This is a genomic window from Neobacillus niacini NBRC 15566, from assembly GCF_001591505.1.
Lineage (GTDB): Bacteria > Bacillota > Bacilli > Bacillales > Cytobacillaceae > Neobacillus > Neobacillus niacini.
This window is the reverse complement of sequence record NZ_BCVA01000073.1, coordinates 1-16,949: the sequence shown is the minus strand read 5'-3', so window position 1 is coordinate 16,949 and position 16,949 is coordinate 1. Positions and strand designations below refer to the sequence as shown.

At 39.2% G+C, this 16,949-nt stretch carries 14 protein-coding genes; 8 read left to right on the top strand and 6 right to left on the bottom strand.

Features of this window, described 5'->3' with window-relative positions:
* Positions 1-300 precede the first annotated feature (300 nt).
* The 3 genes from BANA01_RS27515 to BANA01_RS27505 all read right to left on the bottom strand — a co-directional run bounded on the left by BANA01_RS27515 (position 301) and on the right by BANA01_RS27505 (position 2,502).
* Positions 301-1,029: an amino acid ABC transporter ATP-binding protein gene (locus BANA01_RS27515; protein WP_034673754.1), complete on the bottom strand. Its 729-nt coding sequence runs from the start codon at positions 1,027-1,029 to the stop codon at positions 301-303.
* Complete coding sequence (locus BANA01_RS27510; protein WP_034673756.1) at positions 1,026-1,670, bottom strand: amino acid ABC transporter permease; 645 nt, start codon at positions 1,668-1,670, stop codon at positions 1,026-1,028. Before BANA01_RS27510 ends, BANA01_RS27515 begins: the two co-directional genes overlap by 4 nt.
* Before the next feature lie 61 nt (positions 1,671-1,731).
* Complete coding sequence (locus BANA01_RS27505) at positions 1,732-2,502, bottom strand: transporter substrate-binding domain-containing protein (protein ID WP_034673758.1); 771 nt, start codon at positions 2,500-2,502, stop codon at positions 1,732-1,734.
* 385 nt (positions 2,503-2,887) lie between these two features.
* On the opposite strand from BANA01_RS27505, the gene BANA01_RS27500 reads away from it, so the two are divergent.
* From BANA01_RS27500 to BANA01_RS27485, 4 genes are all read left to right on the top strand, one after another.
* Positions 2,888-3,703 (top strand): 3D domain-containing protein, encoded by an 816-nt coding sequence (locus BANA01_RS27500; RefSeq protein ID WP_034673760.1) that lies wholly within the window; start codon positions 2,888-2,890, stop codon positions 3,701-3,703.
* 661 nt (positions 3,704-4,364) lie between these two features.
* Positions 4,365-5,603, top strand: a complete 1,239-nt coding sequence (locus BANA01_RS27495; RefSeq protein WP_034673763.1) for a saccharopine dehydrogenase family protein — start codon at positions 4,365-4,367, stop codon at positions 5,601-5,603.
* Position 5,604: 1 nt separating this feature from the next.
* Positions 5,605-6,732: a carboxynorspermidine decarboxylase gene (gene nspC / locus BANA01_RS27490; protein ID WP_034673765.1), complete on the top strand. Its 1,128-nt coding sequence runs from the start codon at positions 5,605-5,607 to the stop codon at positions 6,730-6,732.
* Positions 6,733-7,123: 391 nt separating this feature from the next.
* Positions 7,124-7,396 carry a DUF2535 family protein gene (locus tag BANA01_RS27485; protein WP_326160879.1) on the top strand — a complete coding sequence of 91 codons (273 nt, stop codon included), beginning with the start codon at positions 7,124-7,126 and terminating at the stop codon, positions 7,394-7,396.
* A gap of 166 nt (positions 7,397-7,562) precedes the next feature.
* On the opposite strand, the gene BANA01_RS27480 is transcribed toward BANA01_RS27485, so the two are convergent.
* The 3 genes from BANA01_RS27480 to BANA01_RS27470 all read right to left on the bottom strand — a co-directional run bounded on the left by BANA01_RS27480 (position 7,563) and on the right by BANA01_RS27470 (position 11,236).
* Positions 7,563-8,693: a glycerate kinase gene (locus BANA01_RS27480; protein ID WP_034673770.1), complete on the bottom strand. Its 1,131-nt coding sequence runs from the start codon at positions 8,691-8,693 to the stop codon at positions 7,563-7,565.
* A 27-nt stretch (positions 8,694-8,720) separates the two neighbouring features.
* On the bottom strand, positions 8,721-9,995 hold the full coding sequence (locus BANA01_RS27475; protein ID WP_034673774.1) for a GntP family permease: 1,275 nt from the start codon (positions 9,993-9,995) through the stop codon (positions 8,721-8,723).
* A 119-nt stretch (positions 9,996-10,114) separates the two neighbouring features.
* Positions 10,115-11,236, bottom strand: coding sequence for a sugar diacid recognition domain-containing protein (locus BANA01_RS27470; RefSeq protein WP_034673778.1), 1,122 nt, complete (start codon positions 11,234-11,236; stop codon positions 10,115-10,117).
* A 331-nt stretch (positions 11,237-11,567) separates the two neighbouring features.
* On the opposite strand from BANA01_RS27470, the gene ahpC reads away from it, so the two are divergent.
* The 4 genes from ahpC (at position 11,568) to BANA01_RS27450 (ending at position 16,201) form a co-directional block, all read left to right on the top strand.
* Complete coding sequence (gene ahpC / locus BANA01_RS27465) at positions 11,568-12,131, top strand: alkyl hydroperoxide reductase subunit C (RefSeq protein ID WP_034673780.1); 564 nt, start codon at positions 11,568-11,570, stop codon at positions 12,129-12,131.
* Positions 12,132-12,143: 12 nt separating this feature from the next.
* The gene (gene ahpF, locus BANA01_RS27460) at positions 12,144-13,673 is read left to right on the top strand and encodes an alkyl hydroperoxide reductase subunit F (protein WP_034673782.1); all 1,530 of its coding nucleotides are present in this window, start codon (positions 12,144-12,146) and stop codon (positions 13,671-13,673) included.
* A gap of 285 nt (positions 13,674-13,958) precedes the next feature.
* On the top strand, positions 13,959-14,624 hold the full coding sequence (locus tag BANA01_RS27455) for a hypothetical protein (RefSeq protein WP_034673784.1): 666 nt from the start codon (positions 13,959-13,961) through the stop codon (positions 14,622-14,624).
* A gap of 50 nt (positions 14,625-14,674) precedes the next feature.
* Positions 14,675-16,201 carry a glycine betaine uptake BCCT transporter gene (locus tag BANA01_RS27450; RefSeq protein ID WP_034673785.1) on the top strand — a complete coding sequence of 509 codons (1,527 nt, stop codon included), beginning with the start codon at positions 14,675-14,677 and terminating at the stop codon, positions 16,199-16,201.
* Positions 16,202-16,949: the final 748 nt, after the last annotated feature.

The window sequence follows — 16,949 nt, the reverse complement described above, 5'->3', positions numbered from 1 at the left end:
TCTCCTGTTTTGTCCTTCATCGACCTTATGAAGGACTAATCTTACTAGGAACTCTCCTGTTTTGTCTTTCATCACACTCATGAAGGACTAATCTCAACGAGAACTCTCCTGTTTTGTCTTTCATCACACTTATGAAGGACTAATCTCAATGAGAACTCTCCTGTTTTGTCTTTCATCACGCTTATGAAGGTCGAATCTTAACGGGAACTTTCCTGATTTGTCCTTGATCGACATTTTTCACTACTGTACCACAACATAAAAAGGATGGTGCAAAACTGCACCATCCTTTTCATATAGAAACTATAGCACCTTACTCAAGAATGCTTTCGTTCGTTCATGCTGAGGGTTGCCGAATAACGCATTCGGTTCATTTTCTTCGACAATATAGCCGCCATCCATGAAAATAACACGGTCTCCTACTTCTCGCGCAAAGCCCATTTCATGGGTAACAACCACCATTGTCATCCCTTCTTTAGCAAGCTGTTTCATAACTTCTAAAACATCACCGACCATTTCAGGATCAAGTGCAGAGGTCGGCTCGTCAAAAAGCATAATCTTCGGATTCATAGCTAGTGCTCTAGCAATCGCAACACGCTGCTTTTGTCCTCCAGATAGCTCACCCGGGTAGCTATTGGCTTTTTCTCTAAGACCTACTTTATCTAGTAACTCAAGCGCTAATTTTTCCGCTTCCGTTTTCTCTGTACCATGAATCTTAATAGGACCCAATGTGATGTTTTCTAATACGGTTTTATGTGGGAATAGATTAAATTGTTGAAATACCATTCCAACCTCTTGTCTAACCTTGTTAAGATCGACCTTTTTGTCCGTTATATCATGTCCATTAATGACTACCTGACCGCCAGTTATCTCCTCCAAGCGATTTAAGCAGCGTAGGAAAGTACTCTTACCTGAACCAGAAGGTCCGATAACACAAATAACTTCTTTTTCCTTCACTTCTGCATTAATGTCCTTTAAAACCTCTAGCTTACCAAAAGATTTCCTCAAGTTTTTTACCGTGATCATACTCATCGAAGTTGGAACCTCCTCTCAACAAAATTAGCAAGAAGTGTTAACAAGTAAATGATGATGAAGTAAATGACACCTACAGCCAGCCAAATCTTAAAAGCTTCAAATGTAGCCGAGGCTTGAATTTGACCCTGCTGTGTTAAATCGGCAATACCAATGACCGATAAAAGCGAAGTATCTTTTAAACTGATGATGGATTGATTCGTGATGGTTGGGAGCATTCTTCTAAAAGCCTGTGGAAGAATGATATAGCGCATAGTTTGGGCACCAGTAAAGCCAATCGATCTTGCCGCTTCCGTTTGTCCCTTATCAATCGATTGGATACCAGCCCTTATAATTTCAGCAAAATAGGCCCCTGCATTAATGGCAACTGTTATAATACCGGCTGTCGTACTGTTTAAGGAAATAATCTGGAGTGAATTTAAACCAAAGTAGATAAAAAACAATTGCACAATAAATGGCGTTCCTCGAATGGCATCCACATAGATTTTTGCAATCCAATTCAGGATCTTAATTGGTGCCAATCGGAATAAGGCGATTACTAAACCAACTAAAAAACCAATGATAATAGCGATCACAAATATATATAGTGTTACTTGAAGTCCTTTTAATAACATCGGCAAAGCTGCAGAAATAATATCCATTCCAATCATCCCCTTTCAAAAAGAAGACGCGCTTGCTTTAAGCACGCCTTATCCTATAATTTTATTCACCAAGATACGTTTTTAAAATTTTATCATACGTTCCATCTTTTTTAAGCTCTTCAAGTCCGTTGTTAATTTTCTCTAATAAATCCTTATTTTCACCTTTCAATACAGCAATTCCGTATTGATCACCATTTAAACGATCACCGACAAGTTTTAATCCTAGATCCTTCTGGGCAATGGCATAAGAGATAACTGGGTAATCTTCAATTAGGGCATCTGCATTTCCATTCGATACTTCTTGGAACATCGCAGGACTATCGTTAAATTGAACAATTTCAATTCCTAATTTTGAAGCATTATCAACTGCATATTTCGCACCTGACGTACCTTTTTTAACAGCGACTTTTTTCCCTTTAAGGTCATCAACGGATTTAATCGTTGAATTATCATCTTTAACAACGACGATTAATCCTGCGTCAAAATACGGTGAAGAGAAATCTACAATCTTTTTTCTATCTTCTGTAATACTCATTCCAGCAATTGCCACGTCAAGCTGGTTAGCTTGCATAGCTGGAATAATTCCACCAAAGTCCATTGGCGAAAGTTCGATTTTAAACCCTTGGTTTTCTGCTATCGCATTAATCAATTCGATATCGATACCCTTATACTCGTCTCCTTCTTTAAATTCAAACGGAGGATAGGTTGTATCTACACCAACTTTATATACTTTTTCACTTTTACCACTTTCACTCGCCGTTTTATCGGTCCCGCATGCCGCGATAAAAAGAGTTAGAACCAAAAACAACGCAAATAAGCTCAATTTTTTCATTTTCTACACTCCCCATATTAAGTTGATTGCTCTAATTTATAAAATGACTTTTCTAATATATCATAAATTCAGAAAGATTGGATAGTACTAATTATTGGAATATAACGAATTAAGAGAAAAATAGACAACACTCTTCCTATTAAATGAATCAATCGAAAAATTAAAAGCTATTTAGTTAAAAATAAAAAATTTGAATTTCAACCTAAAGAACTCGTTTCTTAAATGACTTCACACCGTTACATTCTTATTACGAAATGACAGAAATATTATTGCAATAGAATTGAGACAGATGTAACCGAACTAACACCTCCCTGTTCTTTTTCTCAGAAAATTCTATGTTACGATGATAAAAAATTAGCAACCAAAGAACATGGAGGGTAAAAGAATGCTTAAGAAATTTGTATCAATTTTAGCAGTTGCTGTACTCTCAGTAACTGTAAGTGCTAATGTACATGCTGAGAGTATCACCGTACAAAAGGGAGATACGCTTTGGGCTCTATCACGTACAAATAACATGTCACTAGAAAATCTCCAAAAGTTAAATAAACTTACCACAGACCTTATTCATCCAGGGGATGTACTAACTGTCGCACCGGAAAAACAATATACGGTTATAAAAGGCGACACATTATGGGATATAGCCATCGATCACCAGGTAAGCGTTTCGCAAATTAAAGAATGGAACCAATTACATACGGATTTAATTCATCCTGGTTTAAATCTAGTAATCTTTGAAGGTATAAAAACTACGAATATCGTTTTAACAGAACAACCACAACAGCCCGAAGCAGAACCGCAAACGGAAACTGCACCAGCTGTGGAAGTTTCCACTGAAAGCGCACCTGAGGTAGAAACACCAGCGCCAGCACCGGTTGAAAGTGTACCTGCAACAGAAGCAGCTGCACCAAGCGGGAAGGAAATTACAGTAGAAGCGACCGCCTATACAGCCACTTGTGAAGGCTGTTCCGGTATTACAGCCACTGGAATTAACCTTTTAGAAAACCCGAATCAAAAGGTAATCTCCGTTGACCCGAGTGTTATACCGCTCGGCAGTAAAGTTTATGTAGAAGGCTACGGTGAAGCAATCGCCGGAGATACGGGCGGCGCGATTAAAGGAAATAAAATTGATATCTTTATCCCTTCGAAACAAGAAGCAATTGATTTTGGAAGAAAACAAGTAAAGGTAACGATAATAAACTAACCATATAAACACTGCAAAACCTTCCTCGTTGAAGGAGTTGTAGTGTTTTTTGAACTCAAGGATGCCTTGCTGAATAAGGCTTAAGCTCTTATTAAAGTATCTGTAGACTGAGGATAAAATAATACTAGCAAAATGAGGAAGAAATATCCTAAAAAAAAATTTAAATTCTCTATTGCGGCGCTATTTATATTCTGCTAATATGAAATAGCGTTATTGGAAAGCTATTATTCAATATATCTTGAGTCTTTCCAGCAGATAATTTTTGACCACTTTCTCTGAAAGTTAAGGCCATACGGACAGCCGGGTCAAATGCCGATTGGCAACTTTAGTTGCCTTATTGATTGAGTTAAAAGCTCAAATTTTATAAGTTGGTTACTTTACAACCAGTGCGCGATGCACACAACTTGTGAAACGGTCAATAAGAGTAGTAAAAGTAATTATTTGCTATATAGACTCTGATCCTATAGATATATCTTGAATATTAAGGCGCTTTCTTTCATAATGTCCTATGACTTTTATGCGAGGGTATCCGTGTGTGTTGCGGATTACTGTGCTTATTAATATTGATTAGATTATCGAAACAAGTGTTGTGCGCCTCATACGCGTTTTTTGCACTTGTTTTTTTGTTTGGAAAAAATCTATTTAGTTGGGAGATAGGAGAATGGGAAAAGCACTTATTATTGGCGCCGGCGGCGTGGCTTCAGTTGCAGTTCATAAATGTGTTCAAAACAGTGACGTATTTGAAGAGATTTGTATTGCAAGTCGTACAAAATCAAAATGCGATGAATTAAAAGCAAAATTAGAAGGCACAACTAAGACGAAAATTACTACTGCTCAAGTAGATGCAGATAATGTTGAAGAGTTAATTGCGTTAATCAACGAAGTAAAACCAGATATCGTGATGAACTTAGCATTACCATATCAAGACTTAACAATCATGGATGCTTGTCTTGCAACAAAGACTCACTACATGGATACAGCTAACTACGAGCCAGAGGATACAGCAAAATTTGAATACAAATGGCAATGGGATTACAAAGAGCGCTTTGAAAAAGCTGGAATTACAGCTCTTTTAGGCAGCGGCTTTGACCCAGGTGTAACGGGAGTATTCTCTGCATATGCATTAAAACATTATTTCGATGAAATCGAATATATCGATATTCTTGACTGCAACGGCGGCGACCATGGCTATCCGTTCGCAACAAACTTCAACCCTGAAATCAATATCCGTGAAGTATCTGCTAACGGCCGTTACTGGGAAAACGGTGAATGGGTTGAAACGGAGCCAATGGAAATCAAACGCGAATATAACTTCGCTGAAGTTGGCCAAAAAGATATGTACCTGCTTTACCACGAAGAGCTTGAATCTCTTGCAAAAAACATGCCTGGCCTTAAGCGTATCCGTTTCTTCATGACATTTGGCCAAAGCTATATTACACACCTTAAAGCACTTGAAAATGTAGGAATGACTTCAATCGAGCCAATCGAATTCGAAGGAAAGCAAATTATTCCGCTTCAGTTCTTGAAAGCTGTTTTACCAGATCCAGCTTCTCTTGGACCACGTACAGTTGGTAAAACAAATATTGGCTGTATCTTCCAAGGTAAAAAAGACGGAAAGCCTGTAACATATTATGTTTACAACGTATGTGACCACCAAGAGTGCTACAGAGAAGTAGGTTCTCAAGCGATCTCTTATACAACTGGTGTACCAGCGATGATCGGCGCTGCAATGGTAATGACTGGAAAGTGGAATAAACCAGGCGTATTCAACATCGAAGAGTTTGATCCAGATCCATTCATGGAAGAGTTAAACAAATGGGGACTTCCATGGGTAGAGGACTTCAATCCGGTTCTAGTTGATGAGCCAGTGAAAGAAAAAGAGTTGGAGTTATCTCGATAAGATGCGGTTCGAAGAATTACCAACACCATGTTATGTAGTGGATGAGGGTCTTCTAGAGAAGAACCTAAAAATCCTGAACGGTGTCATGGAACGTACAGGAGCTAAAATTGTTTTAGCACAAAAAGCATTTTCTATGACAACAATGTATCCCCTCATTGGAAAGTATTTAAGCGGAACGACAGCAAGCGGATTATATGAGGCACGTCTTGGTTACGAAGAAATGGGCAAAGAGAATCATGTCTTTGCCCCTGCCTACCGCGCGGATGAAATAGATGAAATTATCTCCATTTGTGATCATATTATTTTTAATTCCTTCTCACAGCTGGAAAAGTTTAAAGATAAAGCACTTGCAGCTGGCAGAAAAGTAGGGCTGCGTATCAATCCTGAATGTTCTACGCAAGTGGGACATGAAATCTATGATCCATGTTCAACCGGTTCTAGATTCGGTGTAAAACAAGAAGATTTCCGTCCTGATTTGCTGGAAGGTGTTTCTGGATTGCACTTCCATACCCTTTGTCAGCAAAACTCTGATGATTTAGAGACAACTCTAAATGCAGTCGAAGAAAGATTTGGACAATGGCTTCCGCAAATGGAATGGATTAACTTTGGCGGGGGACACCATATCACTAGAGAAGATTACGATATTCCTAGACTGGAAAACTGTATCAGAAGAATGCAGGAGAAATACGGATTAGAGGTATATCTTGAGCCAGGTGAAGCCATTGCGCTTAATGCAGGATATTTAATCACTTCTGTCCTTGATTTACATCGTAACGGAATCGATATTGCGATTCTTGACACTTCAGCAACTTGTCATATGCCTGACGTATTAGAAATGCCTTATCGTCCTCCATTGTTTGGATCAGGAGAAGCAGGCGAAAAGCCATATACATATCGTCTTGGCGGACAAACCTGTTTGACAGGCGATGTTATCGGCGATTATTCTTTTGACCAGCCCTTAAATAGCGGCGATCGTTTAGTATTCGGTGATATGGCCATCTATACAATGGTAAAAAACACAACCTTTAATGGTATGCCTTTACCAGCAATAGCCGTTCAAGATAAAGACGGCGACTGTCGTATCGTTCGGGAATTCGGCTATCAAGATTTTAAAATGAGATTAGCATAAATTGTGAGTGAAACCAGATTCTGAAAATGAATCTGGTTTTTTATATAAAAGCATTGTTGAAAGTCTGATGTTGATTTCGCTATATTTGGAAAATAAGCGGAGAATTTCCGTTTAAATTGAGAAATACCCATATTTTATTAAAATAAGAGAAGCTTTTCCGGTTATTTGATCCAAATCTTTGGATTTTGTCTTATTTAGAGCAGTTAACCGGAGTATCTCCGCTTATATCTGCTACTTAAGTGCCTCTATATACATTAAGGGGAAATTCTCCGCCTATTAATCCTCATATCATAAACAAGAATCATAACAGAGCCTACCTAAAAAATATCTCCATTAAATAGCAACAATCTTTTGACGCTTTATCCCGTTAATAAGGTATAATAGAAAGAAATTGGAAAAAGAAGATGATAGTTTGTTATGTAAAAGCCTTGAGTTCAAAAATAGTTTTGGAAAGAAAATCAAAGTCATGGATATCCCTGTACTAACAAAAACCCATCAATACTATTTTAAGGTAGACGTTCGACTGCAAAGTTATATTTCATTGCTCTATTATCATTCTCAAGATAGGTGCACCCATTCTTTTCGTGAACATTTGAAACGAAAAATGAACTGGATGGAATTTAAGGAAGTATATAGTATACAAGATTTTAAAAATAACGCGTAACCTCGCTTTGGCTGCAGTATAGCTTTAAACTGGCGTTTTTGAAGTAGTCAGCGAATAATTAAAAGTAAAAAAGACCCAATCAAAAGTAATGAAACACTTTTGATTGGGTCTTTTTTATAGTTTCAGTAAAAGGTCGCCTTTTTAGTTACGAGACTCCTTAACCTGTTTATTTCATTTTCCAAACAGTAGCTATATTAGCAGAAGTTCTCTCTACGTATTCTTCTGCATGTTTAAATGCATCTTCTAATAAAATGACACCAGGGACGATACTGAATATGGCATCAATGCCATGTTCATGAACAACTTCACTATCCTTTGATACGTTTCCAGCAATTCCAATAACAGGAACTCCATATTTTTTAGCCGTTCTAGCAACACCAATTGGAGTTTTGCCAAAGATTGTTTGGCCGTCAATCTTACCTTCTCCAGTTATGACTAAATCTGCATCCTCTACGATTTGGGATAGGCCAGTGGCTTCAATGACAATTTCGACTCCTCGCTTCAATTCGGAGGGCAAAAAAGCTAGTAAACCTCCCCCAAGACCACCTGCAGCACCGGCCCCAGGTACATCATTTATTTTTTCACCAAGACCTCGCTCAATAATCGATGCATAATGACCAAGATTCAGATCCAATAGTGCTACCATTTCAGCAGTAGCCCCTTTTTGAGGTCCAAAGATAGCAGCTGCTCCTTTATCCCCCGTCAGCGGATTATCAACATCACATGCAACCTCGATTTTAATAGTTGCTAACCGCGGGTCAAATCCTGAGAGGTCGATAGAGGCTAAATCACAAAGAGAGCCGCCTCCTTCACCGATTTCTATTCCATTCTCATCAAGTAGAAGTGCCCCAAGCGCTTTAGCCATTCCTGCACCGCCGTCATTTGTTGCACTGCCGCCTACACCAATAATGATATGGTTAACACCGTAATCGAGAGCAGCAGCAATTAATTCGCCTGTCCCTCTCGTTGTAGTGATGAGAGGATTTCGCTTCTCTCTAGGTACAAGGTGTAAACCTGAGGCAGCGGCCATCTCGATTACAGCTGTCGTTTTATTTCCAAGAATTCCAAAGAAAGCATCGACTGGTTCGCCTAGGGGCCCTGTTACTGTTTTTGAAATGATTTTACCATTGGTGGCGTCGACTAGGGACTGTACTGTACCTTCGCCGCCATCAGCCATTGGAACCTTTATATATTCAGCATCAGGAATTACCCTTTTAAAGCCCTTTTCAATTGATTCCGCGACCTCTAGTGCTGATAAACTTTCTTTAAAGGAATCTGGCGCAATGACAATCTTCATCTTCTTCCCTCTCCTATCTATTGGATGTTATCCAAATATATGAAATACACCATAAATTAAAGTAGAAATGATTGCTAACGTTAAACCTACGAGTGTTTCGTATGGAAGCACTTTTAGACGTTCTTTAATTTCCATATTGACACTTCCACCTGTTGCATGGAAGAAACTTCCGTGTGGCAAGTGGTCTAGAACCGTTGCACCCGCATGAATCATAGCAGCACCCGCAATAGCAGAAACACCCATTCCTAAAATCGTTGAACTAAATACCTGGCTGGCTACAGCTGTACCCGCAGTTGTAGAAGCCGTTGCAGCAGACATGAAAATACCAGAAACCGGTGCAAGAACATAACCTGGAAGTCCAATTGCATTTAATCCTTCGATTAATACATCTTTTAATCCAGAATTAGCAATAATTCCAGCTAGAGTACCTGTCCCAAGAAGCATAATCGCCACACCTGACATTTTTCCTAAGCCTGAAATAGCATAGTCGTTAATTTTTCTTCCTCTGCCCATTACAATGGCCCCCACAATACCTCCAACAGGTAAGGCAACCAACGGGTCGATACTAATATCGAACAATGGTCTTAAGGCTAATAATATAATCGTTGCAATAGGAGCAATAAGGGCTGCTAAAAATGAAGGAAGCGGCCCGCCATTATGAGTTTGAATCTCTTGCATTTGAACAGTTGAGCCTTTTTTCACAAGTTTTTTAGCAATCATATAGGTTACGACAAGTCCGAATATGGCAGGAATAATACCTGCGACCATAATGGAAGTTAATGGAACATTAAAAGCATCGGAAGCAGCAATAGCATTTGGGTTTGGTGACATAATGTTACCCGCTTTACCGCCGCCAATCATCGCTAGTAAAATAGCTGTTTTTGAAATTCCAGCTCTCATAGCTATTGCTAGAGCAATCGGTGAGACCGTAATAACAGCAACGTCGATGAAAACACCAACTGTTGTTAAGATCATCGTTGCGATAGCTAGAGCAAGCAATGCTCTTGTTTCTCCTAACTTTTTTACAATCGTTTCAGCAATTACGGCCGCAGCACCTGATTCAATCAGAACTCCAGCTAAAACACCTGCAGCCAAGATACGTAATACGGCAGGAATGATACCTTTAGCACCTTCCATCATTAATGTTACTGTATTGGTTATATCGACTCCTCCGACAAGACCACCAACTAACGCACCGGCAATCATTCCATAGGCAGGAGATACTTTCTTTAAAATTAGTACAATTGCAACAACAAGTGCAATTACTGCACCTAAAGCGCTTACTTGAATTTGTGGATCCATATGTGAGTCCTCCTTGATTGATGTACATTCATTGTAAGCGTTTCCCTATTTAATTACATTGTTCAGTCCATCAAAAAAAGGCTTAGAAGAACTAAGCCTTTTTGTGCATTTGCACAAAATTATTTAATTTGATTTTGCAAAATAGAAAGATAGAGCTCAAGTAAATCCTTAAGATTACGCGGGTCTTTGTTTGTCAATTCAGCAATCCGTTCCAACCGGTATCTAAGGGTGTTCCGGTGAATAAAGAGCCTTCCCACCGCTTTATTGACATCTCCATTTTCCTCAACATACACCATCAATGTTTCCAACAATTCCCCTTTTTTATCTTGTTTCTTTAATTGTTGAAAATATGGACCAATCTCTCCCCCAATCCCAAGTTGATTAGCTCGTGCAAGGAAAATGGGCAATTTATATTCTTTAAAAAAATAAATGGTTTTATGAGGGTCAAGTTTCTCACCCACATTCAACGTATAGACCGCCTCTCGATAAGACTCGGAAAGCCCTTCTAAAGCTGGGTGCCAGCTTCCAATTGCTATTTTACAATGGATCCGTTGATATTTTTCTAATCCAGCAGCCCATTTTTCCATTTGGTTTACAGTTTGGGAATAATCCCACTTTTTTTCTGTCATATCCACTTTTTTTAATAGAACGATATGGTCCGGATGCATGACATATAAATCTTCTTTTTCCAGTTTATCTCGAACCCACTTATACCCATTTGGTTGGTTTTCAACCGTTACGATGATAGCAACTCGTGGAATATCTAAGTTTATCCCGAGTCGTTTCATCCTTTCAAAATATAATGAATTTAATTTTTCCGTTCCTTGCATTAACTGGCTGGTTAATTCCTCTTTTAATCGTTCATCCCACTGCATTTCATCGATTAGTACAGCTTGCTGAAGAATCATTTCTGCGGCCATTTTGACCAATGCTCCATAGTTTCGAATCTCCTCGGGTTTCCCTGTAATCCCAATGACTCCCACAACTTTATCATGAAAGTTAATCGGCAGGTTAATCCCCTCTTTAACCCCGTGAAGTTGTTGCGCTTCAAATTCATTAATTTCAAAACCCGATTGGCTTTCTATTACCTTAATGGCTCCTTCATGAATAGAATCAATCCTTTTTTTATCGCCTGAACCAATAATTACACCCTTCTCATTCATGACATTAATATTTCGCTTTATAATATCCATTGTTCGATTCACAATTTCCTGAGCCAAGGATTGATCTAAAAATCTCATATAGACCCCTCTTTTCAATCTATCTATGCTACTAAAGAGCTGCTATAAATATATCATTTTTATAAGAAGTAATACTAATTCACCTCCCATATTATCATCTAATTATCTATTTAATGAGAAAAACAGTCTTATTTGAGAATTTGCTGATGAAATTGGAGGCGATTGCATGACATAGAATACCCTTGAAACAATGCATGGAAAAAATAAAACATATTGGTTGACAAGTAGGCTCTTTTATATAATAATAAACATTGTATTAGAATTATTCTAATTTAGTTATTAGTATTTGATGTTAACAATTCTCAAAAAAACATTTCAGGAGGAAATCAATATGTCATTAATCGGTAAAGAAGTACAAGCATTCACAGCTAACGCGTACAAAAATGGAGATTTTATCACTGTTTCAGATGCAAACTTTAAAGGTCAATGGAGTGTAGTTTGCTTCTACCCAGCAGACTTTACATTCGTTTGCCCTACTGAATTAGAAGATCTGCAAAATGAATATGCAACATTAAAAGACCTTGGTGTTGAAGTTTATTCTGTATCAACTGATACTCACTTCACACACAAAGCATGGCACGATCACTCACCTGCTATCAGCAAAATTCAATATACTATGATTGGTGACCCATCTCAAAAACTTACTCGCGCATTTGATGTACTTGATGAAGAAGAAGGTCTTGCACAACGTGGTACATTCATCATCGATCCAGACGGCGTAGTACAAGCGATGGAAATCAACGCAGACGGTATCGGCCGTGACGCAAGCACACTTGTTAACAAAATTAAAGCAGCACAATATGTTCGCAACAATCCAGGTGAAGTTTGCCCAGCTAAATGGCAAGAAGGTTCTGAAACACTTAAGCCAAGCCTTGACCTAGTAGGAAAAATTTAAGGAGTAGATTTCATGTTACTAGATGCAGATATTAAAGCTCAGTTATCCCAATATCTTAATTTGATGGAAGGCGAAGTCCTTCTAAAAGTCAGCGCAGGATCCGACGATGTATCGCGCGACATGTTGCTGTTAGTAGACGAATTAGCTGCCATGTCCACCAACATTAAGGTTGAGAATACAGTATTAGAAAGAACACCAAGCTTTAGTGTAAATCGTATCGGCGAAGATACTGGCATAACTTTTGCTGGTATCCCTCTAGGACACGAATTCACTTCATTGGTTTTGGCTCTCTTGCAAGTTAGCGGAAGAGCCCCTAAAGTAGAACAAAAAGTCATTGATCAAATTAAAGCGATTAAAGGTGAATATCACTTTGAATCCTACATCAGCTTGACTTGTCACAACTGTCCTGATGTGGTCCAAGCCCTTAACTTAATGAGCCTTCTCAACCCTGGTATTACTCATACCATGATTGACGGAGCAGCTTATAAAGAAGAGGTTGAAGGCAAAAACATCATGGCTGTTCCAACTGTTTTCCTAAATGGAGAAAACTTTGGCGGCGGCCGGATGACGGTGGATGAAATCCTTGCAAAGATGGGTTCTGGTGTAGACGCATCCGAACTATCTGATAAGGAACCATTCGACGTGCTTGTAATCGGTGGAGGACCAGCTGGTGCTAGTGCAGCGATCTATGCGGCACGAAAAGGCATTCGCACAGGTCTTGTGGCTGAACGCTTCGGCGGTCAAGTGATGGACACGATGGGAATTGAGAACCTTATCGGTACGAAATATACAGAAGGTCCAAAAGTCGCTGCTAGCCTTGAAGAACATGTCAAAGAATACAATGTTGATGTGATGAATTTACAGCGTGCAAAGCGTTTAGAAAAGAAAGATTTAGTTGAAATCGAACTTGAGAATGGCGCGATTCTAAAAAGCAAAGCTGTCATCCTTTCAACAGGTGCCCGCTGGCGTAATGTTGGTGTCCCTGGTGAAGCTGAGTTCAAGAACAAAGGTGTAGCCTACTGCCCACACTGTGACGGTCCATTGTTTGCAGGAAAAGACGTAGCTGTAATCGGCGGCGGTAATTCCGGTATTGAAGCAGCCATTGACCTGGCAGGTATTGTAAATCATGTCACAGTTCTTGAGTTTGCTCCAGAGCTAAAGGCTGATTCTGTCCTGCAAGATCGTCTTAACAGCCTGCCTAATGTAACGGTTATTACGAATGCTCAAACAAAGGAAATTACCGGTACTGACAAAGTAAATGGTATTACCTACATTAACCGTGAAACTGGAGCAGAGAAGCATATTGAATTGCAGGGTATCTTTGTTCAAATCGGACTTGTACCAAACACTGATTGGTTAGGCGATACGCTTGAACGCACCCGCTTTGGCGAAATCGTTGTTGATAAGCATGGTGCTACAAACATCCCTGGTGTATTTGCGGCAGGCGACTGTACCGATAGTGCTTACAAGCAAATCATCATTTCGATGGGATCAGGTGCGACTGCTGCATTAGGTGCATTTGATTATCTTATTCGAAATTAATGAACATTCGTTTATAAAAGTTTTACACTGTAACTCAACTATAGAAAGTCGCAGTACTATCGATTTAGATAGTGCTGCGGCTTTTTTTGTTTGCCTAGTCCGTATGAGCCGGGCATATAGAGAGCTCTAGCTTTCTCTATCCACATTCTCTTCCGTACAGGAATTTGTTCTCCTGCCCTCCCCTTCTAACCAGAATATTATTTTCCATTATAAGACAACCTAATAATAGTAGAATTAAATATTTCTTCGAGTGATTAAGCTTTGTTGTTGAAGGGAGATGGATCCGTGAAACTGTATCAAGTAAGAAAGGGACAATTTGTTTATTTTAACAATGAGCTGCATAAGGTTTATGGTGTAAAACCAATGTATAAACTGTCCGTGCACCTTATTAAACTTAGGGATTTAACACAGCATATAACCAATGCCGCGAGTGTGGAAAAATACAAGCCTAAGGAATCTGACAGTTTTATTTTTAACCATAAAGCATACACGCTCAGAAAAGACCGAAATGCAGAAGCAGGAGATTATATTTTAATACACAATCCAATGCCTGATTCCCTTGATACCTATACATTAAATGAAATTGAACTGGTGGAGACGTCTGATAACAAGGGAGTTATTACTAGTAATTCACACGGAGTCAAACATAATGAGTATTTATTAATGGTACCAGGCCGCGCTTCTGACAGCAGCCGTATCGATTATAAAGACAAGGAAAATACTGAAGACGAGAGTTTAGCGGACATCGGAACCCTAGGGGTGCCCAGTAGTGAATTACTGCCATCGTTTGGAGATATCTATAAAAAGAAAGACAATAACTCAATATTCGAAGCAATGGTGGTCGGAATCAAAGACCAAACCGTTTACCTTGGAGGCGGATTGGAGATAACCCAGGAAGAGTTGCTGAACAATGAAAAGTGGGAATTTCTATATAACCTCCTTGATAAGTGACGTACATAATAAAATTTTTACCTGACATCAAGCTTTACTAGGAGGTTTCTATGAATAGCAATCAGAATATGGGAAACAGCGTATTTATCATTTCACTATTACTTACACTCATTTTTATTGTTTGGGGAGTCTTTTTTACGGATAATCTCGCCAAGGTTACCGATATCATCTACAATGGTTCAATTGATTACCTAGGGTGGGTGTATCTTGGTGCTACCCTCTTCTTTGTGATCTTTTCCATCTATTTATTGTTCTCTAAATATGGTGATATTCGGCTGGGCAAGAAAACAGACCGACCGGATTTTAACACAGCTTCTTGGCTTGCGATGTTATTCGGTGCTGGGATGGGAATCGGAATTGTATACTGGAGTGTCGCCGAACCTGTAACGCATTACACATCCCCTCCCTATGGGAAAGGTTATACAATTGACGCCGCCAATACCGCCATGAAATATACCTTTTTTCATTGGGGTCTGGACCCATGGGCCATTTACACAGTGATTGGTTTAGCCCTTGCCTTTTTTCAATATAACAAAAGGCTGCCGGCAGCGATAAGTTCAGCATTCTATCCGATATTAGGTGATAAAATTTACGGTCCGATTGGAAAAACAATTGATATTTTGTCTATCTTTGCAACAGTCTTTGGAATCGCAACCTCTTTAGGACTTGGTGCTATGCAGGTAACCGCCGGAATGCATGACCTTTTCGGTGTTCCTAATCAGTTATATGTTCAAATGATTGTGATTGTTGTCGCAACAGTAATTTTTATTATTTCCATCAATACAGGATTAGAAAGAGGCATTCAGTACTTATCCAATGCTGCAATGATTCTATCCTTTGCGATTATGCTGCTAATTTTGATTGTTGGTCCAACGGTGACTATCATTAAAGTTTTTTTTAATACAACGGGTCTTTATATTAGTGACTTTATACATATGAGTTTAAGATTAAAGCCCTTTGGAGAAGGGGAATGGATCGCGTCATGGACACTATTTTATTGGGCATGGTGGATTGCCTGGGCCCCATTTGTTGGTATGTTTATTGCCAGGGTTTCAAAAGGAAGAACAGTAAGAGAATTTGTTATTGGCGTACTGGTTGTTCCTACTCTTGGAACATGTCTCTGGATGTCGATCTTTGGAGGCGCTGCGCTTGAGCTTGTCCAAAACACAGGAAACCATGACCTGGCAAAAAATATTACTGAAAATGTTTCATTAGCTATCTTTACCTTTTTTGATTATCTGCCATTAAGTTCAGTGTTAAGTATATTGGGATTTGCAGTTGTAGCTATTTATTATATAACGGTCGCTGATACAGCCACTTTTGTTTTGGGGATGTTAAGTGAAGGCGGAACATTAAATCCTTCTAATAAAATAAAAATGACATGGGGTGTCATTCAATCCGCGTTGGCTGCAGTATTGCTTTTAGCTGGCGGTTTAAATGTTTTGCAAACAGCTTCCATTGCAGCTGCCCTGCCTTTTGCAATCATCCTGATCGTCATGTGCTTCTCCTTAGTGAAAGGTTTAAAAAGTGAAGTCGAGGTACAAAGGGGCAATAAAAGAAGCGTGCACCATTCCTGAAGGAGTTATGAAATATATATTTTTGAGTTTGAAAAATTTAAAGTACAAAAAGACGCTTCCAATAAGCGTCGTCTCAAATTGTCGAGAAAGGTATCTTTCTCGGCAATTTTTTAATTTTATGTGCTTTGAGGACAAATCGTGGGAGTACGAGGCAAGGATTTGTCCTCAATACAGGGGCTTAAGGACAAATTGGGTGTGCACCAAGCAAGGATTTGTCCTCAATACGGGCTCTTGAAGACAAATCGGGTGTGCACCAGGAAAGGATTTGTCCTCTATACGGGCTCTTGAAGACAAATCGGGTGTGCACCAAGTAAGGATTTGTCCTCAATACAGGGGCTTAAGGACAAATCGCGTGAGCAGCAAGCAAGGATTTGTCCTCAATACGGACTCTTGAAGACAAATCGGGTGTGCACCAGGAAAGGATTGTCCTCAATACAGGGGCTTAAGGACAAATTGCATGAGCACCAAGTAAGGATTTGTCCTCAATACAGGCTCTTGAAGATAAATGTACTAGTCCCTGTTCATTCATAATCAAAATAAGAGCTGTCGAGACTTTCTCGACAGCCTGACGACGCTTCTAATGAGCGTCGTTTTACTTTTTAAGCTCTTGTTTAAACTACAACCAAGGTGGTATTTCTACATAGAAAAACCACCTTTAAGAAAATGGTTATTTCCTTAAAGGTGGTTGTATGTATGTAGAAATATAGATAAAAAGGATCCGGCTATAAACCGTCCTTAGCTTTAAAGA